Source organism: Pantoea sp. GM01, assembly GCF_000282675.1.
GTDB classification, from domain to species: Bacteria; Pseudomonadota; Gammaproteobacteria; order Enterobacterales; family Enterobacteriaceae; genus Pantoea; species Pantoea nemavictus.
Window position 1 is genome coordinate 44,716 of the sequence record NZ_AKIU01000085.1, and the last position, 20,191, is coordinate 64,906.

Genomic DNA, 20,191 nt, shown 5'->3' on the forward strand with positions numbered 1-20,191 from the left:
GTTATTCCTTAATTAAAAATTGTCCTAGCGTGACGCGCGGATTTCCGCCGTAATCGTCAACGGTACTCACCGCCTGGTAACCCTGCTGCAGCATGATGGCACGCACGGCTGCGCCTTGCTGCCAGCCATGTTCCAACAGCAGCCAGCCGCCAGACTGCAGCCAGCCCGGTGCGGTGTGAATAATGAATCGTAAATCGGCTAAACCCTGATCGTCCGCCACCAGCGCGCTGAGCGGCTCAAAGCGTACGTCACCCTGCTGCAGATGTTCATCGGCGGCATCAATGTAGGGCGGATTGCTGACAATCAGGTCAAAACGTTGGGCGGGAAGTGAGTCAAACCAGTGGCTGAGAATAAAGGTGGCGTTATTGATGTGCAGGCGCTGCGCGTTGTCCTGCGCCAGTTCCACCGCCGCTGCAATGCGATCGCAGCCGATAACCTGACACGCTGGCCGCTCGCTGGCTAAGGCTAGCGCAATCGCACCGGTTCCGGTGCCCAAATCCAGCACGGAGCGGGCGGTGGTTGGCAGATGCGCCAGCGCCTGCTCCACCAGCACTTCGGTATCCGGACGCGGTATCAGCGTGGCATCGCTGACGCGCAGCGGTAGCGACCAGAACTCACGTTCGCCCACCAGATGCGCAATTGGCTCACCGTTAACACGCCGCGCCAGCAGCGCATTCAGCTGTTGCTGCTGCGCCGCATCCAGTTCCGCATCATCAAACGCCACAAGCCAGCTGCGGGTCTTGCCCGTGACGAAACCCAGCAAAATTTCCGCATCGCGCTTCGGGCTGTCGCCGCCACAGAGCGCTACCACAGCCTGCTGTAGCCAGCGACGAATGATCATTAGTCCTGACCAGCCAGTGCCGCCAGCTGATCGGCTTGATACTCCTGCACAATCGGCTCAATCAGCGCATCCAGCTTGCCTTCCATCACTTCGTCGAGGCGATAAACGGTAAGGTTGATGCGGTGATCGGTGACGCGGCCCTGCGGGAAGTTATAGGTGCGGTTGCGATCAGAACGATCACCGCTGCCCAGCAGGTTACGACGCGTGGAGGCTTCAGCGGCATTACGCTTGGCGGTTTCAGCGGCATGAATACGCGCGCCCAGCACCGCCAACGCTTTGGCTTTGTTTTTATGCTGTGAGCGCTCATCCTGACACTCCACCACAATACCGGTTGGCAAGTGGGTGATACGAATCGCGGAATCGGTGGTGTTAACGTGCTGTCCACCGGCACCGGAAGAACGGAAGGTGTCGATTTTCAAATCGCCCGCGTTGATTTCCGGCATTTCAGCTTCTGGCAGTTCCGGCATCACCGCAACGGTACAGGCTGAGGTGTGAATACGCCCCTGCGATTCGGTTTCCGGTACGCGCTGCACGCGGTGGCCGCCCGATTCAAACTTAAAGCGGCCATAAGCGCCGTCGCCGCTGATACGGGCGATCACCTCTTTATAGCCGCCGTGTTCGCCTTCGTTGGCGCTGATGATCTCCACCTGCCAGCGACGCGCTTCTGCGTAACGACTATACATGCGGAACAGATCGCCAGCGAAAATCGCTGCTTCATCACCGCCGGTGCCGGCGCGCACTTCGACAAAGCACGAACGTTCATCGTCGGGATCTTTTGGCAGCAGCAGCACCTGTAGCTGCTGCTCTAACTCTTCACGCTTCTCACGTGACGTTTTCAATTCTTCCTGCGCCATTTCGCGCATTTCCGGATCTTCCAGCAGCATTTCGGCGGTTTCAACGTCTTCCTGCACCTGCTGCCACTCGCGGAAACAGCGTGTGACGTCGCTAAGCTGAGCATATTCGCGTGACAACGCGCGGAAACGATCCTGATCGGCAATCACGCCGGCATCGCCCAGCAACGCTTCCACTTCCTCGTGGCGTTCCTGGAGCGCTTCCAGCTTGGCAACAATAGAGCTCTTCATGTAATAGCGGGTATCCCAGTGATAGGTCGTGACTGACCAGATTACTCTAAACCGAGGCTGTCACGTAAGATCTGCAGGCGTTCGCTGTCGCCGTCGCGCGCGGCCTGCTGCAGTGATTTGGTTGGTGCATGAATTAAACGGTTGGTCAGCTTGTGGGCCAGTTCCTGCAATACTTTTTCCGCGTCAGCGCCCTGACGCAACGCCATCAAGGCGCGCTCATGCAGTTCGGCACGCACTTCATCGGCTTGTGAACGATATTCGCGGATGGTTTCTACCGCGCTTTGTGCGCGCAGCCAGGCCATGAATTCGCCACTCTCCTGCACCACAATGCTTTCAGCCTGCACGGCAGCCGCTTTGCGCTGCGCCATGTTCTGCTCAATGATCGCCTGCAGATCATCAACGCTGTACAAATAGGCATTCGCCAGCTTGCCGACTTCAGGCTCGACATCGCGCGGTACGGCAATATCGACCAGCAGCATTGGCTGATTGCGACGCGCCTTCAGCGCGCGCTCCACCATCCCTTTACCGATAATCGGCAGCGGGCTGGCGGTAGAAGAGATAATAATGTCGGCATCGGCCAGGCGCGTTTCGATATCGGCCAGACCAATCACTTCCGCGCCAACCTCATCGGCCAGCAGCTGCGCACGTTCGCGGGTGCGGTTGGCAATCATCAACTTTTTCACGTGATGTTCGCGCAAGTGACGCGCCACCAGCTCGATGGTTTCACCGGCGCCGACCAGCAGCACGTTAACGGTGCTGAGCGATTCAAAGATTTGGCGTGCCAGTGAACAGGCGGCGAAGGCCACGGACACCGCGCTGGCGCCGATTTCGGTTTCGGTACGCACGCGTTTGGCTACGGAGAAGGTTTTCTGGAACATGCGCTCCAGTTCACTGCTCAACGCATGATCGCGTGACGAGTCAACAAAGGCTTTCTTTACCTGACCCAAAATCTGCGGTTCACCTAACACCAGCGAATCCAGCCCGCTGGCAACGCGCATCAGATGGCTGACCGCCGCGTTATCCTGATGCCAGTAGAGGCTGTTACGCACATCCTCTTCACGCAGATCGTGGTAGTCACACAGCCAACGCACCAGCTTCTCCTGCAGGTCGGCTTGCTGCTCTACACTGAGGTAGAGTTCAGTACGGTTGCAGGTCGAAAGGACCACACCGCTCTGCACCATCGGCTGGGACAGCAGGCTATTCAGCGCCAGTTCCAGCGTGTCTGGTGTAAACGCAACGCGTTCGCGTAGCGCAACAGGTGCAGTTTTGTGGTTGATTCCGAGTGCAAGCAGCGTCATGTGATTCGGGTTGGGATATCCCAATAGTTGTCAGGGTTTTGTGCTGCGCATTCTACAAGATGCCACAGGTCAAGAAAAGCCATACAAAGCCTATGACTGTAATAAGATTAAACTGATCGTGCGCAATTATTGCCATAACAGCATTGACGGCTTACCTGCGGATGGTTAGCGTTACCGGTTACGAAGTAAAAACGTGTCTGAGGAGATGACCACGTGATGCATTTGCCCCCGCGCAAGTTACTGCGCCTTTTACCCCTTGCCAGCGTGTTACTGGCTGCATGTACCATTAACAAACCACAAGGTCCGGGCCCAAGCACCACGTCACCCCAATGGCAGCAGCACCAGCAGGCTGTAACCAAAATCAGCCAGTATCAGACGCGCGGTGCGTTCGCTTATCTTTCGGATAAACAAAAAGTGTATGCGCGCTTTAACTGGCAGCAAACCGCCGCCGATCGCTATCGCCTACTGCTGACCAATCCGCTCGGCAGCACCGAACTGCAGCTTGATGCGCAGGGTTCGGTAGTGCAGATCGTCGATAATAAAGGCAAGCGTTACGTGAGCAACGATGCTGAGAAGATGATTTCACAGCTTACCGGCATGGATATCCCACTCGCCAATCTGCGTCAGTGGATGATGGGCTTGCCCGGCGATGCCAGCGATTATCAGCTCAACAGCCACTATCAGCTGCAAAGCCTGAACTACAGTCGCAATGGCCAGCAGTGGAAGGTGAATATCTCGGATTACGACAGCAAGGTTAACCCGCCGCTGCCGGCGAATCTGGAGCTGACTGAAGGCGGTCAACGTATCAAACTGCGCATGGATAGCTGGACCACCCAATGATCACCACGTGGCCTGCGCCAGCAAAACTGAACCTGTTTTTATACATCACCGGCCGTCGTTCAGACGGCTATCACAACCTGCAAACGCTGTTTCAGTTTCTTGATTACGGCGACACGTTACAGATTGCAGCCGATAGCAGCGACAAGATTACGCTGCTGACGCCGCTGGATGGCGTACCGGATGAAGAGAACCTGATTGTACGTGCAGCTCAGGCGCTGAAACAGTTCGCTGCCGCCCGCGGCACCTTGCCAGCACATGCCGGCGCAACCATTTCGCTGGAGAAGGTGCTGCCAATGGGCGGCGGTTTAGGCGGTGGCTCTTCCGATGCCGCCACAGTGCTGGTAGCGCTCAACCATTTGTGGCACACCCAGTTGAGCGTTGATGACTTAGCAACGATTGGCATCAAACTGGGCGCGGATGTGCCAGTGTTTGTGCGCGGACACGCCGCCTTTGCCGAGGGCGTTGGCGAACAGTTACACCCCGCGACACCTGAGGAAAAATGGTATCTGGTGGCGCATCCCGGCGTCAGCATTGCCACGCCCGATCTGTTCCGCGATCCCGATCTGACGCGTGATTCACCAATCCGCACATTAGATGAACTGTTGCACCGTCCTTTTCACAATGATTGTGAGGCTGTGGCAAGAAAACGTTTTCGTAAGGTTGATGAGCTGCTTTCCTGGCTGCTAGAATACGCGCCGTCGCGCCTGACTGGGACCGGAGCTTGTGTGTTTGCTGAATTTGACACCGAGTCCGCCGCACGTCAGGTGCTGGAGCTTGCCCCGAAATGGATTTGCGGATTTGTGGCGCGCGGGCTTAATATCTCGCCGTTGCAGCGCACACTTTCTGGGCTATAAGCGTTTCCGTGACAGTGTCACACGTTCCAGATACTGCACGTTGCGCATTAACACACCCGTATGAACATGCTCTTTGGTATTCGCCGGTTACTCTAGAGCCGTTCATTCTCTGGACGCCAAGCCTGAGGTTCTTCTCGTGCCTGATATGAAGCTATTTGCTGGTAACGCCACCCCGGAACTAGCACAACGTATTGCCAACCGCCTTTACACTAGCCTCGGAGACGCCGCTGTTGGCCGTTTCAGTGATGGTGAAGTAAGTGTACAGATCAACGAAAATGTACGCGGTGGTGATATTTTCATCATCCAGTCCACCTGTGCCCCCACCAATGATAATCTGATGGAGCTGGTTGTGATGGTCGACGCATTGCGTCGGGCTTCTGCTGGTCGTATTACTGCTGTAATTCCTTACTTTGGCTATGCGCGTCAGGATCGCCGTGTGCGTTCTGCTCGTGTGCCGATCACCGCCAAAGTGGTTGCCGATTTCCTTTCAAGCGTAGGCGTTGACCGTGTTCTCACCGTTGACCTGCATGCTGAACAGATCCAGGGCTTCTTTGATGTTCCGGTGGATAACGTATTTGGTAGCCCAATTCTGCTGGAAGATATGCTGCAGATTGGTCTGGAAAATCCGATTGTCGTTTCCCCAGACATTGGTGGCGTAGTGCGCGCTCGCGCTATCGCCAAACTGCTCAACGACACCGATATGGCTATCATCGACAAACGCCGCCCGCGTGCGAACGTTTCTCAGGTGATGCACATCATCGGCGACGTTGCCGGCCGTGACTGTGTACTGGTCGACGATATGATCGACACCGGCGGTACGCTGTGCAAAGCGGCTGAAGCGCTGAAAGAGCGCGGTGCGAAACGCGTATTCGCTTATGCCACTCACCCCATCTTCTCCGGTAATGCAGTAGAAAACCTGCGTAAATCGGTGATCGACCAGGTGATTGTCTGCGATACCATTCCGCTGTCGGAAGAGATGAAATCACTGCCAAACGTGCGTACATTGACGCTGTCTGGCATGTTGGCCGAAGCGATTCGTCGTATCAGCAACGAAGAATCCATCTCCGCGATGTTTGAGCATTAATTCATCGTGTGAAACCGGGCCTTGTGCCCGGTTTTTCTTTGCCTGCTCGCCATCACTTTACTCACCGATTAAGCCACTTTCCCCGCTGATATTTCCGCGATAAATTTCGTTAAAATCCGCTATTCTCGCTGCCATCCACTCTTTTCTGCCTACGCGCATTGCTGCCCTTTAGCGGTCCAATGATTAATGGTATTTTTCTCCACACTTTAGCTAAGAGCTCCGACCACTATGACTCTCGACATTTACACACTGTTTGTTTGCGAGCTCTATGTGCTGGGGTTTTTAAGTATCATTTTGATTTTTGCCTGGGTCGGTGCGCAATACGATCGCGTGCTGGGCTGCACCACGCTGGCGCTGGTTTTAACCTTTGCCGCGGTGCTTCTCAGCAGTTTACGCAGCGCTGGTCTGCATTTTTTGCCGGTGGCGCTTGGCAATGTGATGTTGCTGCTCGCCTACGGTAATCTACTGAATGCCTTCCGTATTTTCTGTGCAAAACCTCTTGGACTCAGCTGGTTAGGCGGCGGATTGTTGTGGGCCATTCTGTGCCTGTTTCCCGAGTTTTATTACAGCCAGCCGAAGCGCGTGCTGGTGGTGTGCCTGTTGTGCATCATCTATACCGGAGCGCTGATCCGCTTGCTGTGGCGCGTACGCGCGTCGTTAACCGTCACCTTCTGGCCAGCGCAAATTCTGCTGTGGATTCATCTGTTGTTTCACGTTGCGCGCATCTTTCTCGATGACGCGGTGGCTTCACCGGTACGCGGCGCCATTGGCGGCTCCAGCTTCTCGGTGTATGTGATTCTTGAATCGATTTTGTTTGTCATCGGCCTCACCTTCACCATTCTGGCGATGGTCAATGAACGCACGCAAATCGCCCATAAGCTGGCCTCGATGCACGATCCGCTCACCAGCGTGTGGAACCGCCGCGCGCTGTTCGAACAGGCCGATAAAATGGTGCTACGCAGCGCGCGTCAGTCACAGCCATTTATTTACAGCGCGGTGCTCTTCGATCTGGACCATTTCAAAAGCATCAACGATCGCTTTGGGCATCAGCAAGGCGACCAGGTTTTAGTCGATTTTTGTCAGGTGGTACAGGCGTTATTGCCGGAGGAAGGTCATTTTGCCCGTCTGGGCGGTGAGGAGTTTGCAGCAATTATTCCAGGCGATGCCGAGCAGGCGCAGCGGGTGTGTGAACGTATCCGATTGGCAACGCAGCTGTCGCAACCTAACGACGTGCGCTACACCGTAAGTATTGGTTTCGCCACTGCTGTGCAGCCCGGCCAACCTTTTCCACCGCTGCTGGCGTTGGCTGATGAAGCGCTGTATCACGCTAAAGCCAGCGGCCGTAACCGTATCGAACGTTATCTTGCACAGTTACAGCCACGCCAGGAAACCGCTCTCACTTAATGTGAAGTGTGATTGCGACGGCAGCGTTTGTCGCCGTAGTGACGCAACCAGTAATAGCGATCTTCAACTCTTTCGCGTCCGCTAACGCGGGCACCCACCAGCCACAGCAACGCGCCAACAAAGATGCTGAACATGGCGCCGTGCGCGAGAAATTGCGGCAGGTTAAGTGAAGGGAGCTGATTAATAATGGAATAACCGACACCGAGCACCATCGTCAGTAAACCCAGACACATCAAACCATTACCTACCACGCGGCATTTTTGACGTTTCATGATCCACCTCCATCCTTATAAAATGCAAAACAGCACATATAGTTAACTAGCCATAAGCTTAGGCAATACCTGCCGGGTAAGTTGCGTACAGGATCACAGATCCTTCACAACCTTTGACAAATCTTTACTGCCAGCGCCTTGATTTCGATAGAAATTGATTAGTCACACAGCGGCATCATCTACTGTTTGTGGCCTTTGTCATCCGTGTCGTCAGGCAGTAAACTATCGCCCTTTCCGCAGCAAGGCAGGATAAACATCGTGAGCAGCATTAAACTGATTGTAGGGTTAGCCAATCCGGGCGCCGAGTACGCCGCAACGCGCCATAACGCCGGAGCCTGGTATGTGGATTTGCTGGCAAGCCGTCACAATCAGTCGTTAAAAGATGAACCCAAATTCTTCGGCTATACCGCGCGCTTGTCATTGGCGGGCGAAGATGTGCGCCTGCTGGTGCCCACCACCTTTATGAATTTGAGTGGCAAAGCCGTAGCGGCGCTGGCGACGTTTTATCGCATTGCGCCGGAGGAGATTCTGGTGGCGCACGATGAGCTGGATTTGCCGCCGGGCGTGGCAAAGTTCAAACAAGGCGGCGGCCACGGCGGTCACAACGGCCTGAAAGATATCATCAGCAAACTGGGCAATAACAATAATTTTCACCGTTTGCGCGTCGGTATCGGCCATCCGGGCGATCGCAATAAAGTGACCGGTTTTGTATTGGGCAAACCGCCGGCCAGCGAACAAAAGTTGATCGACGATGCCGTGGATGAAGCGGTGCGCTGCACCGAGCTGTGGCTGAAAGAAGACAAGATTAAGGCGATGAACCGCCTGCACGCCTTCAAGGCTGGCTAAGGCCAATTCCCGCGCCGCGCAGGGCAATTCTGTGTATAATGCGCGAAATTTTTTGAATCTGTCGGCGCTGCTCTGCAGCGCTGCGCACTCAGTGAGAAAGGTAATCAGACCATGGGATTTAAATGCGGTATTGTGGGCCTGCCGAACGTCGGTAAATCCACCCTGTTCAACGCGCTGACTAAAGCGGGTATCGAAGCAGCCAACTTTCCGTTCTGCACCATCGAGCCAAACACCGGTGTGGTGCCAATGCCCGATCTGCGCCTCGATCAGCTGAGCGAGATTGTTAAACCACAGCGCGTGGTGCCAACCACCATGGAATTCGTCGATATCGCCGGTTTGGTAAAAGGCGCATCCAAAGGTGAAGGCCTGGGTAACCAGTTCCTGACCAACATCCGTGAAACCGAAGCCATCGGCCACGTGGTGCGCTGCTTCGAGAACGACAACATCATCCACGTTGCGGGCAAAGTTAACCCGGCGGAAGATATTGATGTTATCAATACCGAGCTGGCGCTGTCGGATCTCGACACCTGCGAACGTGCCATTCAGCGTTGCCAGAAGAAAGCCAAAGGCGGCGACAAAGATGCTAAAGCTGAACTGGCTGCGCTGGAAAAATGCCTGCCGCATCTGTCTGAAGCCGGCATGCTGCGCGCACTGAAGCTGGATGCTGACGAGAAAGCGGCGATTCGCTACCTCAGCTTCCTCACGCTGAAACCGACCATGTACATCGCTAACGTCAACGAAGACGGTTTCGAAAACAATCCGTACCTCGATCAGGTACGTGCCATTGCCGAAGCCGAAGGTTCTGTCGTCGTTCCGGTGTGTGCTGCGGTTGAGTCGGACATTGCCGAGCTGGAAGATGACGAGCGCGACGAGTTCATGGCTGAACTGGGTCTGGAAGAGCCGGGCCTGAACCGCGTAATCCGCGCCGGTTATGCGCTGCTGAACCTGCAAACCTACTTCACCGCTGGCGTGAAGGAAGTGCGTGCATGGACCATTCCGGTAGGTGCTACTGCGCCGCAGGCAGCCGGTAAAATCCATACCGACTTCGAGAAAGGCTTTATCCGTGCGCAGACCATCGCCTTTGATGACTTTGTTGCCTTTAAAGGCGAACAAGGCGCGAAAGAAGCCGGCAAGATGCGTTCAGAAGGTAAAGAGTACATCGTGAAAGATGGCGATGTGATGAACTTCCTGTTCAACGTCTAAATGGCCGCAGCGGTCACATGAGATTTCATTGAATCTCCTTCAGGCTGACAAACACCCTTAAATCCACGCAATTGCGTGGATTTTTTATTTCATCAAATCTGACCTACTCCTGAATCCCGCTGACACATCTGTAAAGCGAACAGTGGGGAAGCTCACTGACCGAGCAACAGTTAACCCGCAGGATTGCGGGTAACGCGTAGCGATTAATCACTTTTTGACTGAATAAGCGGCCTCGTCAATTTCCAATATCCTGTGCATAAGGAATTTATCACTCACTTATGCGCGGGAGTGCTAATGAGCCGTTCTGACAACAACCACCACAATACAGCGGAAACCTTGCTCCAGAGCGGGCAAGCCTGGAATGGTCAGCGATTAGAAAATTATCCGACGGGTCAACCGGAAATTACCGTGATGAAGATGACCATTCCTGCACACTCCGAGTTGCCGTGGCATACCCATCCGATGCCTAACAGCGCATATATTTTGTCGGGATCGCTCACCATTGAGGACAAAGACAACGGTGAAAGTAAAACCTTCCGTGCCGGCGAGGCATTTAATGAATCCATCGATATCGCGCATCGCGGCTTCACTACCGATGAGAGTGCCGAGCTGATTATTTTCTATGCCGGCGTTGCGGGCATGGAACTCTCGGTGCCTTTGCCAGGCGAAGAAGCAGAGTATTGATCTCAGCGTTAATCCGCGCACAAACACCGTCAATTATTCAGCAGCGCCTGCTTAAACGAATAGATGTGCACCCGCGCGGCGGCTTCCGCCAGCTCGGCATCGCCCTGCTCCAGCGCGGCGATAATCGCTTCATGTTCGGCGATCACTTCATTCATATGCGCAGCGCTGGAGAGCGTCGTCGCCCAGAAACGCTGCGCCTGCGCATGGATGATGCTGAGGATATCGGCCAGGCGTCCATTGGCGGCGATGTCCGCCAGCAGCTGGTGGAATTCGCGGTCCAGCAACATCATCTGTTCCCGGTCGCGCGCTGCGCTGGCGTCGGCAATGCGCTGATTCATTGCGCGCAAATAAGCAATCTGCGTCGGATTAACGCGCTGCGAGGCCAAACGCAAACACAGCGCCTCGTTGACTAAACGCACCTCAATTAACTCCAGCGCATCATCAATCGATAACGGTGAAACCATCACCCCTTTGCGTGGAATAATTTGCAGTAACCCTTCCGTTTCCAGCCGATGCACCGCCTGATTCACCGGCGTTCTGCCCATCTCAAGGTCATCCATCACCTGCGCGATATTCAGATAGTCACCGGGCTTGTAACGCAGCGTGATCAGCCGGTGCTTGAACGCCAGATACGCCCGTTCGTTGAGAGAAAGGCTCTTCGGCTGGGTCGGCGAGCTCACATTTTCAGCAATATCATTACTCATCACGCGCATCCTTATTAGGTAACTGAGACATCTTACACAAAAACCTGGCATGAAAATGGCTAGATTGAAATTACTGTGAAATTTCACACGCATTTCAACTTTGGAGATTTAGCCATGCAATTACGCTTCACGACTGATTACGCAGACGCCGCAGTGCTGGATGTAGAGGTTAATGCGCTGGTGATTGCCGGCTGGGTTGGCCGCGATCAGGCTGCGGTACTGCACCATATCAGGGAGCTCGAGGCACTTGGCGTGCCCGCTCCTGGTGCAGTGCCGCTGTTTTACCGCGTCGCCACTAACCAGCTCACTCAGCAAACCCGGCTGGAAGTGGTCGGCGAACAGACCTCTGGCGAAGCCGAACCCTTTGTGTTTTTCCACCGCGGCGAATACTGGGTTTCGCTGATTTCCGATCACACCGATCGCCATCTGGAAACCTTCAGCGTGGCGCTATCTAAACAGGCGTGCATCAAGCCGGTGGCCGGTCATGCCTGGCGCATGTCCGAAGTGAAAGCGCATTGGGACCAGCTGGAACTGCGCGCCTGGATCAGAGTGAACGGCGATTGGGTCACCTATCAACAGGGTGCGCTGTCATCGCTGCTCACGCCAATCGATCTGTTGCAGCGCTATTTCGCCGATCGCCAGGTGGAGGAAGGCTTTGCCATGTCGTGCGGCACGCTGAGCGCCATCGGCGGCATTCGTCCAGCGAGTGAATTCCGCATGGCACTGCACGATCCGGTGCTGAATCGCACGCTGGAACACACCTACATTACCGGCGCGCTGCCGGTCATCGCCTGATAAGGATTCTTTATGACGACGTTATGGCAAGCGAGCCAGCAGCTGCTCGCCGGACAAGGCTCTGCCGCAGAACTGACGCAGGATGCGCTGAGTGCCATCGCCGCCGAACCCGGCGAAGGTCAGCGAGTTTTCACCCGCGTGTATGCCGCCGAGGCGCAGCAGCAGGCGGAACAGGCCAGCGCGCGCTGGCAGCAGCGTCAGGCGCGCAGCCCGATTGATGGCCTGCCGATCAGCATCAAAGATCTGTTTGATGTTGCCGGAGAAGTGACGCTCGCCGGCTCACATTTACTCAGCAACGGCACTCCGGCCGCGGCCAACGCCAGCATGGTTGAACGGCTGCAACAGGCCGGCGCGGCCCTCGTCGGCAAAACCAACATGACCGAGTTCGCCTTTACCGGCCTCGGCATCAATCCGCACTACGGCACGCCCGCCAATCCGTGGCAGCGCACTGAGAAGCGTATTCCAGGCGGATCCTCGTCCGGCGCGGCGGTGGCGGTGGCCGATGGCATGTGTCTGGCGGCAGTCGGCACCGACACCGGTGGTTCGGTGCGTATTCCTGCGGCGCTGTGCGGATTAACCGGCTTTAAACCCAGCGCCAGCCGCATTGACCAGCGCGGTACCCTGCCGCTGGCGGCGTCGCTCGACAGCATCGGCGTGATTGCACACGACGTGCGCAGCTGCTGGCTGCTCGATAGCGTGATTGCCGACCAACCGCTGGTGATGGATCAGCGTGAACTCTCTGATGCGCATTTCGTCATTCCACAAACGCGCGTGCTGGCCGGGCTCGACCAGCACGTCAGTGCGGCCTGGCTACGCGCGCTCGAGGTGCTGCGCGCCCAGGGTGTGCAGCTCACCGAACTGCCGCTCGATGAGCTGGCGGAGCTGGATACGATGAACGCGCGCGGCGGCATTACCGCCTGGGAAGCCTGGCAGTGGCATCAGGCGTACGCGCTGTCCCAGCCTGACGCCTACGATCCGCAGGTTCTGACGCGCATCAAACGCGGCAGCTTGCTGAATGCCGAGGATGCCGCCGAGCTTTATCAGCGGCGCGCCGACTGGCAGCAGCGTGTGGAAAACGCCGTGGCGCCGTTCGACGGCATCTTAATGCCGACGGTGCCGCTGATCGCCCCTACCCTTGCCGAACTCGACGACCCCGCGCGTTACATGCAGGTCAACATGCTGATGCTGCGCAACACCAGCGTGATCAACATGCTCGATGGCTGCTCAATTTCTCTGCCTTGTCATCAACCCGGCGCTGCGCCGGTTGGCCTGATGCTGTCCTCAACCCATGGCAACGATGCTGCATTACTCAGCTGGGCTGCCGCGCTTGAAACCACCCTGAAACGGAGTAGCTGATCATGACTCAACCCCACGGCATGCTGTTTGTCGCCACCAATATCGATGCTGCAGATGAAGCGGATTTCAATCAATGGTATGACCATGAGCACGTTGAAGAGCGCGTGGCGATCGCTGGATTTCTCAGCGGCACGCGCTATCAGTCGATCGATGCCGAGCGTAAGTATCTCGGCCTGTATGAGACCGCATCGCTGGAAGCCTTTACCAGCGCCGATTATCACGCTGCCTTCACGCGCCAGACCGAATGGTCGGTGAAAAACCTCAACAAGATGATCAACCCGATGCGCCGGGTGTGCGCCATCTCTCACCTACATGGTCAAGGCAGCGGCAGCCATCTGGCGGTGCTGACGTTGCCAGCCGGTACGGATGTTGCATTGCTGGGCAACTGGCAAAGCAGCGTGCAGCACACGCCGGGCTATATCGCCTCACGTTTGCTGACGCCCGACACCACGCTGAGCTCACCGCTGCCGCGCGAAAACCGCGAAAGCCGCCCGATGCAGACGATGCTGCTGCTGACCTGTCGCGATGCGCAGGTGTGCAAAACGCTGGCTACCGCTGCCGCTGCCGCCCTCAACGCGGATGTACAACTTTATGCCCTCAGCTGGCAGTTAACGAAACAGGAGATGGCTCATGGCTAATACCGATTCGACATTGCAGCACGCCACTGGCGAGCCAGCCAGCCACACCAAAACCGGTCGCCTCGCAGCGGCCAGCTCGATTGGCACGGCGCTGGAGTGGTATGACTTTACGGTCTACAACATCATGGCGGCGCTGGTGTTTAACCATGTATTTTTCCCCAGTTTCGATCCGCTGGTCGGCACCATTCTGGCGTTTTCCACCTATGCGGTGGGCTACGTTTCGCGTCCGGTTGGCGGGCTGATCTTCGGCCACCTTGGCGATATCGCCGGACGAAAAGCGGTGCTGATCACCACGCTGGTGATTATGGGTGTGACCACCGCGCTGATGGGCTTGCTGCCGGGCTATGCGGTGTGGGGCATCTGGAGTCCGGTGCTGCTGGTGGCGCTGCGCTTTATTCAGGGCATTGCCCTCGGCGGCGAATGGGCCGGCGCGGTGCTGCTGTCGATGGAGCACGGCGACGCGGATAAGCGCGGTCGCAACGCTTCGTTTGCCCAGGTGGGTCCATCTTGCGGTACCTTGATTGGTACCGGCTTCATCACGCTGGTAACGGTGGCTTTGAGCGGCGAGCAGTTCCAGGCATGGGGATGGCGCATTCCGTTCCTGCTAAGTTTGCTGCTGGTGATGTTTGGCCTCTGGCTGCGTCGCGGCGTCGAAGAGACACCGACCTTTGTGGCGATGCAGCAGGCAGAGAAAACCACCCATACGCCGCTGAAAGAGGTGTTTGTGCGCTATCCGCGCGAGCTGTTGATTGCCGGCGGCTCACGCATCGGTTCGGATGTGCTGTATGCGCTGGTGGTGGTTTTCACCCTGACTTACGTCACTACGGTGCTGCAGCTGCCGCGTCCGCTGGCATTGATGGCCACCATGCTGGGTGCGATCGGCAATGCGATTACCGTACCGATGTTTGGCGCGCTCTCCGACAAGCTAGGTCGTCGGCCGGTGTATATCGCCGGTGCGCTGCTGGCCATCGTCTGGTCGTTTGTGTTCTTTGTGTTGCTTGATAGCTCGCAGCCGATTCTGATTGTGCTGGCGGTGATTGGCGGGCTGTTGATTCATGCGGTGATGTACGGACCGCAGGCGGCGTTTGTCACGGAGCAGTTCCCCAGCCATGTGCGCTATGCCGGATCGTCGCTGGCCTATACGCTGGCGGGGATTATCGGCGGCGGCTTTGCTCCACTGATCATTACTTCGCTCTACAAAGAGATGGGTAGCACGCTGTGGGTGTCACTGTACGTCAGCCTGGCGTTACTGATTACGCTGTTCGCGCTGTGGAAAGCGAAAGAAACCGCGCATCGACCGCTGTAATCACCCGGGTTTTGTTTGGCGAGGGATTGCCAGACTTTCGCAGAAAGGAGTAATACGGCGCGGCACGCGCGACCGGATTAATGCATTTTTTTCGCCAGGATACGAATGGCTTTCTCGCAGGCACTTTTGGTTTTGCTGTCTGTTGAGCGCAAACTCAGGCGATACAGCGCGCCAATCAGTTCCTGAACGGTAAGCGCTTCATCAGGACGGAGAATGCGTGTCACCACTCTCCCCACCAATGCGCGAATCTCTTCCGTAATGTCTGAATCTTCGTCTTTCACTTGCCCTCCGGCTTCACGCTTCGCTTATTTAGGAAGTATCCACCTCCTAATTAGACAAATTTTAGTCCAGCAGCTTCATCACCAGCTTGATTGTCGCGGGTTCATCTTTTACATCGGTGATCTTGCCTACTACGCGCATGCCAAAGGCGATACAGAGTATCAAGCCCGCTGCGCTGTCAATATCCAGATGCCGTGTGACCGATCCATCTTCCTGGCCGAGTTTCAGCAGAGAAGCGAGAAAGTTTTTATTGCGGATCACCGCTTCACTCACTAACTGCGACAGATCTTCATCCAGCACCTGCAGCTCCACCGTACTGCCCACCACCAGACAACCGGTACGGCCTTCAATCGCACGGGCAGAATCGAGATAGAACTGCAGCAGTTCCGCGAGCTTTTCGCGCCCGGTGGTGAACTGCGCCAGCCGCTGGCGCAGGTCGGCATTGCGCACCGAAAGATAGCGCTCAAATACCAGCAGAAACAGGCTGCGCTTATCTTTAAAAGCCTTGTAAATGCTGCCCGCGGTTAGCCCCATCGCCTCACCCAAATCACTCAGCGAAGCGGCATGAAAACCCTTTTGCCGAAAAACAATCATGGCTTTGTCCAGAGCCTGTTCGATATCAAATTCTCTTGGGCGGCCCCGTTCGCGGTTTTTCGTTTCTGTGGCTAACTTTTTGCTCATAGCGGATACATCAGGCAGTGCGGGTTTCCAAAAATTGACTGAAAATCTTCTCGGCGTTCACTATATACCAGCAGAGACAAGTCTGTATACCCAGGCGAGAATAACACCTTATATCACAGAGGGTTATGCAATCACCCTACTATTCAATATCAGATATTTGAGTCAGCTCACGCCGCAGCGCAGCAAACCGCAAATTCTGTGCCAGAATTAATACATCCGTTGGCATGCGGCCAAACGGTGATCATTCAGCAACCGGTAACGACTAAATAGGGAGATCGACAATGAACGAAGATCGTATTAGCGGCAACTGGAAGCAGTTCAAGGGAAAAGTGAAGGAAAAATGGGGCGACCTGACTGATGATGATATGACCGTGGTCGAAGGGAAACGCGATCAGCTGGTCGGTAAAATTCAGGAACGCTATGGTTATGAAAAAGACCGCGCGGAAAAAGAAGTAAAAGAGTGGGAAGATTCCAATAAATACCGTTGGTAAACCGCTCGAACGTGCCGGACAACCCCTGTCCGGCATGCCTCAATCAGTGTTTGGTGCTGTCGTCCGCCACCGCGCTTTTGGCCAACATGTTGATCACACCCTCGTCTGACTCTTCTTCATCGCATTGGCTGCTGCGGTTAACCTCTGCTAAGGCTAATCTGGCAACGCGAATACGCTCTGGCGTTCCACCCGCCTGAATCATCTTCTCTAACTGGGCGATCAGCGTAGTACGCGAAATTGCGGCATCGTGAGTGAATAACTCAATCACCGCATCACCGATCACCACGTCACTTAACTGTTTGTCATTACTGTTTTTCATGGGCTCTCTGTCACCGTCTAAACCAACCCTGGCCGGAGGATCCTGACTGAGCAGAGCATACCCAATGAGTAAAAAACATCAAATATAAAAAAGCGTCGATGCCATCGAAAATACATCATAAGAATGGCTTGCGGCGCGAGGAACGCGCCGCAAAAGTGGTTGAGGTTAACCGCCTACCCGCGCCTGCAGCGCAGCAGGATAACGTTCACCGATCACCTTGATGGTTTCCAATGCCTGCGTCAGTTTGAGTAACTCGGCAGAGGAGAGCGCGATGTCAGCGGCGTCGAGGTTTTCTTCCAGACGATGCAGCTTGGTAGTGCCCGGAATCGGCACAATCCACGGCGCCTGCGCCAACAGCCAGGCCAGCGCGATCTGCGCCGACGTCACGCCTTTCTCCGCCGCCAGCCGCGCCACTAAGGTCACCAGTTGTTCATTGGCGGCCAGCGCTTCAGCGGCAAAACGTGGCACTTTGCTGCGGAAATCATCCTCGCCAAACGTGGTGCCTGATTTAATTGCACCGGTTAAAAAGCCTTTGCCTAGCGGGCTAAACGGCACAAAACCAATACCCAATTCGTTTAGCAGCGGCAGAATCTCCTGCTCCGGCTCGCGCCACCACATTGAGTATTCGCTTTGCAGCGCCGTGACCGGTTGCACGGCGTGGGCGCGACGAATGGTATTGGCACCCGCTTCCGATAAACCGAAATGTTTAACCTTGCCTTCATTGATCAGATCCTTAACCGTGCCGGCCACATCTTCAATCGGCACATTAGGATCTACGCGATGCTGATACAGCAGATCAATCACGTCAGTTTTCAGACGGCGCAGTGAACCTTCAACCGCCAGACGGATATGCTCGGGACGGCTGTTCAATATTTGCTGCTTATTATCGTCACCAAAGGTGAAGCCAAATTTTGTGGCGATCACCACCTGGTCACGGTAAGGCTGCAAAGCTTCACCCACGACCTCTTCATTTAAATACGGCCCGTACACTTCCGCGGTATCGAAAAAAGTCACGCCGCGCTCTACTGCCGCGTGAATTAACTTAATCGCCTGCTGCCGGTCTGTGGCCGGACCGTAGCCATGGCTGAGCCCCATGCAGCCCAGACCCAGCGCGGAAACTTCGAGTTTGGCGTTGCCGAGATAACGATTTTGCATGTGTCACTCCATTAGGTTTTAGGGTGCGTAATTACACATCGAGTTTGCGGCCGGTGAGCCACTCAACCATGGCTGGATCGCGGTGCGAGAAGAAGGCGCTGGTCGCGCTATCTAGCGCGGTGATTTGCAGCATTTCGGCGTCACTGAGTGCAAAGTCCAGCACATTAATATTTTCTGCCATGCGCGCTTTGCGGACCGATTTGGCCAGCGAAACAATGCCGCGTTGGAAGATCCAGCGCAGCACCACCTGCCCGACGCTTTTGCCATATTTCTCGCCAATCGCCGTCAGGACAGGATGCTGGAACAACCCGTTTCTGCCTTCGGCAAACGGTGCCCAGGCTTCAGGTTGAATGTTGCGACTCTTCATCCACGGCACCGCGTGCAGTTGCTGGTTGAAGGGATTAACTTCAATCTGGTTCACCGCCGGCACAATCTTATTAAACGCAACCAAGTCCGCCAGACGATCCGGCTGGAAGTTACTGACGCCAATGGCTTTGATTTTGCCGGCTGCATGCAGCTCTTCCATGGCACGCCAGGCGCCATGCACATCGCCGTAGGGTTGGTGAATCAAATAGAGATCGACATAGTCCATCTGCAGACGATTAAGCGAACGCTCAAACTGCGCTTTGCCGCCTTCGTAGCTGGTGTCCTGCAGCCACAGTTTGGTGGTGACAAACAGTGCTTCACGTGCCACACCGCTCTGCTTGATGGCATTGCCAACCTGAGTTTCGTTTTGATATGAGGCGGCGGTATCAATCAGCCGATAGCCGGTTTCGATGGCATCAATCACCGCGTGCTCACACTCCGCGGCATCGGTCATCTGAAACACACCAAAGCCCAGCAGCGGCATCTCGAGACCGTTATTCAGTTTTATGTTTTGCATGGCGTTATCCTTTCGTTAGTTTCCGAAAGCATAACGCCTGAGGATTGTTTTGATTAGACCCGGTAATCAGCTAGGGTTTATTAACTCAATTCATGAATCAATCAACCCTGCTGGCCAGCTACTGCAGATTCTTCTGTTGGAAAAACGCGCTAACCTGGTCGGCGATTTGCACATTATTCAGATCGGAGAACGGGAAGTGCGTATTTCCTTTAATGCCAATCTCTGGCAGATGGATCACTTGCACATCGCCACCGTGTTTATTGACCACAACTCGCCACTGGCGCGCCATCGCCAGCCTTACCCGCCAACTGTCCTGCGCTGGCATGCTGCTCGCTTTATCCGGAATGTTATCGCCATAGAAAATCAGAATCGGAATTTTGGTCAGCGCCATAAACTTGTCCAGCGCCACAGGCTCGCCTTTCAGCGTATCGAACGCGCTGGGCATCGGGGCCGGTAATTCGTTTTCGGGAAACACAAAGCCGCTGCCCGGTTCAAAGGCGACAATGGCTTTAACCTTGTTGTTTTTCATCGCGGTATACCAGCCAGGCCCGCCGCCCTGTGAATGGGTAAACAGAATGGCGGGACCGCTTTTGTCGATAACCGCGGACATCGCATCGGAGATGACGTTGACGTCAAATGGCCCGGTATTGGGGGTCATTTGGCGGAAGTATTGGTTCAGCGCCTCTTTATCCTGGGAGAACTGCACGCCTTTAAAGAAGGTGGGCCATACGCCCAGGCGGAATTGGTTAAACGACAGCTGTTCATCCGGTTTTGGCGTGACGGTGGTGGCTACCGTGCTACGACCAGCCGCACCCCGGCGCGGTTGATCAACCAGATAGGTGGCAAATCCACGACGCAGGAAAATATTTTGAAAACCTTCGCGTCCATCCGGGGTACTTTCCCAGGTACGCGAGAACTGTCCGGCACCATGCAGCATCACGATGGGATATTTATGCGGATGTTGCGGAATCTGATAAAACACCGCGGCGTGGTCGCCATGATAGGTTTGGCCCGCTGCATCCAGTGGTTTTTTGGCATCAAATTGTCCCGGCGCTGTCACCACCGTGCCGCCCGCAGTGAAGCTGCCTTGTGCCTGAATCACTAACGGTTCGGCGTGGCTGGTAGCGATAAACCCCGCCACCAGCAAACCTACACCCCAGATTTTTACCGTTCTCT

General features: G+C 55.5%; 23 protein-coding genes. 12 read left to right on the top strand and 11 right to left on the bottom strand.

The genetic code is table 11. The features are described 5' to 3' along the window. Position 1: 1 nt before the first annotated feature. Genes prmC through hemA form a run of 3 tightly spaced genes read right to left on the bottom strand, consistent with a single transcriptional unit; the run spans position 2 to position 3,221 of the window. Positions 2-841, bottom strand: coding sequence for a peptide chain release factor N(5)-glutamine methyltransferase (gene prmC / locus PMI17_RS21770; RefSeq protein WP_007892888.1), 840 nt, complete (start codon positions 839-841; stop codon positions 2-4). Continuing rightward, complete coding sequence (gene prfA / locus PMI17_RS21775) at positions 841-1,923, bottom strand: peptide chain release factor 1 (protein ID WP_007892891.1); 1,083 nt, start codon at positions 1,921-1,923, stop codon at positions 841-843. The genes prmC and prfA overlap by 1 nt, the downstream gene beginning before the upstream one ends. 41 nt (positions 1,924-1,964) lie before the next feature. Beyond that, positions 1,965-3,221, bottom strand: a complete 1,257-nt coding sequence (gene hemA / locus PMI17_RS21780; RefSeq protein ID WP_007892893.1) for a glutamyl-tRNA reductase — start codon at positions 3,219-3,221, stop codon at positions 1,965-1,967. Between the two features lie 216 nt (positions 3,222-3,437). Here hemA and lolB point away from each other — a divergent pair, with 216 nt between their 5' ends. From lolB to PMI17_RS21800, 4 genes are all read left to right on the top strand, one after another. Beyond that, positions 3,438-4,061 carry a lipoprotein insertase outer membrane protein LolB gene (gene lolB / locus PMI17_RS21785; RefSeq protein ID WP_007892895.1) on the top strand — a complete coding sequence of 208 codons (624 nt, stop codon included), beginning with the start codon at positions 3,438-3,440 and terminating at the stop codon, positions 4,059-4,061. Next, on the top strand, positions 4,058-4,915 hold the full coding sequence (gene ispE, locus PMI17_RS21790) for a 4-(cytidine 5'-diphospho)-2-C-methyl-D-erythritol kinase (RefSeq protein WP_007892898.1): 858 nt from the start codon (positions 4,058-4,060) through the stop codon (positions 4,913-4,915). Before lolB ends, ispE begins: the two co-directional genes overlap by 4 nt. 136 nt (positions 4,916-5,051) lie before the next feature. Next, positions 5,052-5,999 carry a ribose-phosphate diphosphokinase gene (gene prs, locus PMI17_RS21795; protein ID WP_006118899.1) on the top strand — a complete coding sequence of 316 codons (948 nt, stop codon included), beginning with the start codon at positions 5,052-5,054 and terminating at the stop codon, positions 5,997-5,999. Positions 6,000-6,227: 228 nt separating this feature from the next. After that, entirely contained in the window at positions 6,228-7,403 is a 1,176-nt protein-coding gene (locus PMI17_RS21800; RefSeq protein WP_007892906.1) for a GGDEF domain-containing protein, read from the top strand. On the opposite strand, the gene ychH is transcribed toward PMI17_RS21800, so the two are convergent. Continuing rightward, on the bottom strand, positions 7,400-7,675 hold the full coding sequence (ychH, locus tag PMI17_RS21805; RefSeq protein ID WP_007892909.1) for a stress-induced protein YchH: 276 nt from the start codon (positions 7,673-7,675) through the stop codon (positions 7,400-7,402). The genes PMI17_RS21800 and ychH overlap by 4 nt on opposite strands. 258 nt (positions 7,676-7,933) lie before the next feature. On the opposite strand from ychH, the gene pth reads away from it, so the two are divergent. From pth to PMI17_RS21820, 3 genes are all read left to right on the top strand, one after another. Then, a complete protein-coding gene (pth, locus tag PMI17_RS21810; protein WP_007892912.1) occupies positions 7,934-8,521 on the top strand; it encodes an aminoacyl-tRNA hydrolase in 588 nt (195 codons plus the stop codon). A 111-nt stretch (positions 8,522-8,632) separates the two neighbouring features. After that, positions 8,633-9,724 carry a redox-regulated ATPase YchF gene (ychF, locus tag PMI17_RS21815; RefSeq protein WP_007892915.1) on the top strand — a complete coding sequence of 364 codons (1,092 nt, stop codon included), beginning with the start codon at positions 8,633-8,635 and terminating at the stop codon, positions 9,722-9,724. Between the two features lie 294 nt (positions 9,725-10,018). Further along, positions 10,019-10,408 (top strand): cupin domain-containing protein, encoded by a 390-nt coding sequence (locus tag PMI17_RS21820; protein WP_007892917.1) that lies wholly within the window; start codon positions 10,019-10,021, stop codon positions 10,406-10,408. 29 nt (positions 10,409-10,437) lie between these two features. Here PMI17_RS21820 and PMI17_RS21825 read toward each other — a convergent pair whose 3' ends face one another. Then, positions 10,438-11,112, bottom strand: coding sequence for a GntR family transcriptional regulator (locus tag PMI17_RS21825; RefSeq protein WP_007892918.1), 675 nt, complete (start codon positions 11,110-11,112; stop codon positions 10,438-10,440). 114 nt (positions 11,113-11,226) lie between these two features. Between PMI17_RS21825 and PMI17_RS21830 the strand changes: the two genes are divergently transcribed. From PMI17_RS21830 to PMI17_RS21845, 4 genes are read left to right on the top strand one after another with little or no spacing between them, the layout of a single operon-like run. Then, entirely contained in the window at positions 11,227-11,907 is a 681-nt protein-coding gene (locus PMI17_RS21830) for a DUF2848 domain-containing protein (protein ID WP_007892919.1), read from the top strand. 12 nt (positions 11,908-11,919) lie between these two features. Then, on the top strand, positions 11,920-13,263 hold the full coding sequence (locus PMI17_RS21835; protein ID WP_007892921.1) for an amidase: 1,344 nt from the start codon (positions 11,920-11,922) through the stop codon (positions 13,261-13,263). A gap of 2 nt (positions 13,264-13,265) precedes the next feature. Further along, positions 13,266-13,901 (top strand): DUF4286 family protein, encoded by a 636-nt coding sequence (locus PMI17_RS21840; protein ID WP_007892923.1) that lies wholly within the window; start codon positions 13,266-13,268, stop codon positions 13,899-13,901. Then, complete coding sequence (locus tag PMI17_RS21845; protein WP_007892925.1) at positions 13,894-15,207, top strand: MFS transporter; 1,314 nt, start codon at positions 13,894-13,896, stop codon at positions 15,205-15,207. The genes PMI17_RS21840 and PMI17_RS21845 overlap by 8 nt, the downstream gene beginning before the upstream one ends. A 77-nt stretch (positions 15,208-15,284) precedes the next feature. On the opposite strand, the gene PMI17_RS21850 is transcribed toward PMI17_RS21845, so the two are convergent. Both PMI17_RS21850 and PMI17_RS21855 read right to left on the bottom strand, forming a co-directional pair. Beyond that, complete coding sequence (locus tag PMI17_RS21850; RefSeq protein WP_007892927.1) at positions 15,285-15,488, bottom strand: hypothetical protein; 204 nt, start codon at positions 15,486-15,488, stop codon at positions 15,285-15,287. Between the two features lie 61 nt (positions 15,489-15,549). Beyond that, on the bottom strand, positions 15,550-16,167 hold the full coding sequence (locus tag PMI17_RS21855; RefSeq protein WP_007892929.1) for a TetR/AcrR family transcriptional regulator: 618 nt from the start codon (positions 16,165-16,167) through the stop codon (positions 15,550-15,552). 281 nt (positions 16,168-16,448) lie between these two features. Between PMI17_RS21855 and PMI17_RS21860 the strand changes: the two genes are divergently transcribed. Continuing rightward, complete coding sequence (locus PMI17_RS21860; RefSeq protein ID WP_007892931.1) at positions 16,449-16,658, top strand: CsbD family protein; 210 nt, start codon at positions 16,449-16,451, stop codon at positions 16,656-16,658. A gap of 43 nt (positions 16,659-16,701) precedes the next feature. Here PMI17_RS21860 and PMI17_RS21865 read toward each other — a convergent pair whose 3' ends face one another. The 4 genes from PMI17_RS21865 to PMI17_RS21880 all read right to left on the bottom strand — a co-directional run bounded on the left by PMI17_RS21865 (position 16,702) and on the right by PMI17_RS21880 (position 20,177). Next, positions 16,702-16,977 (bottom strand): hypothetical protein, encoded by a 276-nt coding sequence (locus PMI17_RS21865; protein ID WP_007892933.1) that lies wholly within the window; start codon positions 16,975-16,977, stop codon positions 16,702-16,704. 165 nt (positions 16,978-17,142) lie between these two features. Continuing rightward, positions 17,143-18,132, bottom strand: a complete 990-nt coding sequence (locus tag PMI17_RS21870) for an aldo/keto reductase (RefSeq protein ID WP_007892935.1) — start codon at positions 18,130-18,132, stop codon at positions 17,143-17,145. A 31-nt stretch (positions 18,133-18,163) separates the two neighbouring features. Next, complete coding sequence (locus tag PMI17_RS21875) at positions 18,164-19,015, bottom strand: aldo/keto reductase (protein WP_007892936.1); 852 nt, start codon at positions 19,013-19,015, stop codon at positions 18,164-18,166. A gap of 118 nt (positions 19,016-19,133) precedes the next feature. Then, the gene (locus PMI17_RS21880; protein ID WP_238541560.1) at positions 19,134-20,177 is read right to left on the bottom strand and encodes an alpha/beta fold hydrolase; all 1,044 of its coding nucleotides are present in this window, start codon (positions 20,175-20,177) and stop codon (positions 19,134-19,136) included. Between the last annotated feature and the right edge of the window lie 14 nt (positions 20,178-20,191).

What these genes read in the sequence shown, in the direction of transcription:
- prfA (WP_007892891.1), bottom strand. Translation starts at nt 1,923, where the DNA reads ATGAAGAGCTCTATTGTTGCCAAGCTGGAAGCGCTCCAGGAACGCCAC.
- PMI17_RS21855 (WP_007892929.1), bottom strand. Translation starts at nt 16,167, where the DNA reads ATGAGCAAAAAGTTAGCCACAGAAACGAAAAACCGCGAACGGGGCCGC.
- PMI17_RS21875 (WP_007892936.1), bottom strand. Translation starts at nt 19,015, where the DNA reads ATGCAAAACATAAAACTGAATAACGGTCTCGAGATGCCGCTGCTGGGC.
- PMI17_RS21870 (WP_007892935.1), bottom strand. Translation starts at nt 18,132, where the DNA reads ATGCAAAATCGTTATCTCGGCAACGCCAAACTCGAAGTTTCCGCGCTG.
- hemA (WP_007892893.1), bottom strand. Translation starts at nt 3,221, where the DNA reads ATGACGCTGCTTGCACTCGGAATCAACCACAAAACTGCACCTGTTGCG.
- PMI17_RS21820 (WP_007892917.1), top strand. Translation starts at nt 10,019, where the DNA reads ATGAGCCGTTCTGACAACAACCACCACAATACAGCGGAAACCTTGCTC.
- PMI17_RS21800 (WP_007892906.1), top strand. Translation starts at nt 6,228, where the DNA reads ATGACTCTCGACATTTACACACTGTTTGTTTGCGAGCTCTATGTGCTG.
- lolB (WP_007892895.1), top strand. Translation starts at nt 3,438, where the DNA reads ATGCATTTGCCCCCGCGCAAGTTACTGCGCCTTTTACCCCTTGCCAGC.
- PMI17_RS21840 (WP_007892923.1), top strand. Translation starts at nt 13,266, where the DNA reads ATGACTCAACCCCACGGCATGCTGTTTGTCGCCACCAATATCGATGCT.
- PMI17_RS21865 (WP_007892933.1), bottom strand. Translation starts at nt 16,977, where the DNA reads ATGAAAAACAGTAATGACAAACAGTTAAGTGACGTGGTGATCGGTGAT.
- PMI17_RS21830 (WP_007892919.1), top strand. Translation starts at nt 11,227, where the DNA reads ATGCAATTACGCTTCACGACTGATTACGCAGACGCCGCAGTGCTGGAT.
- ychH (WP_007892909.1), bottom strand. Translation starts at nt 7,675, where the DNA reads ATGAAACGTCAAAAATGCCGCGTGGTAGGTAATGGTTTGATGTGTCTG.
- PMI17_RS21825 (WP_007892918.1), bottom strand. Translation starts at nt 11,112, where the DNA reads ATGAGTAATGATATTGCTGAAAATGTGAGCTCGCCGACCCAGCCGAAG.
- PMI17_RS21835 (WP_007892921.1), top strand. Translation starts at nt 11,920, where the DNA reads ATGACGACGTTATGGCAAGCGAGCCAGCAGCTGCTCGCCGGACAAGGC.
- PMI17_RS21860 (WP_007892931.1), top strand. Translation starts at nt 16,449, where the DNA reads ATGAACGAAGATCGTATTAGCGGCAACTGGAAGCAGTTCAAGGGAAAA.
- PMI17_RS21845 (WP_007892925.1), top strand. Translation starts at nt 13,894, where the DNA reads ATGGCTAATACCGATTCGACATTGCAGCACGCCACTGGCGAGCCAGCC.
- ispE (WP_007892898.1), top strand. Translation starts at nt 4,058, where the DNA reads ATGATCACCACGTGGCCTGCGCCAGCAAAACTGAACCTGTTTTTATAC.
- ychF (WP_007892915.1), top strand. Translation starts at nt 8,633, where the DNA reads ATGGGATTTAAATGCGGTATTGTGGGCCTGCCGAACGTCGGTAAATCC.
- prmC (WP_007892888.1), bottom strand. Translation starts at nt 841, where the DNA reads ATGATCATTCGTCGCTGGCTACAGCAGGCTGTGGTAGCGCTCTGTGGC.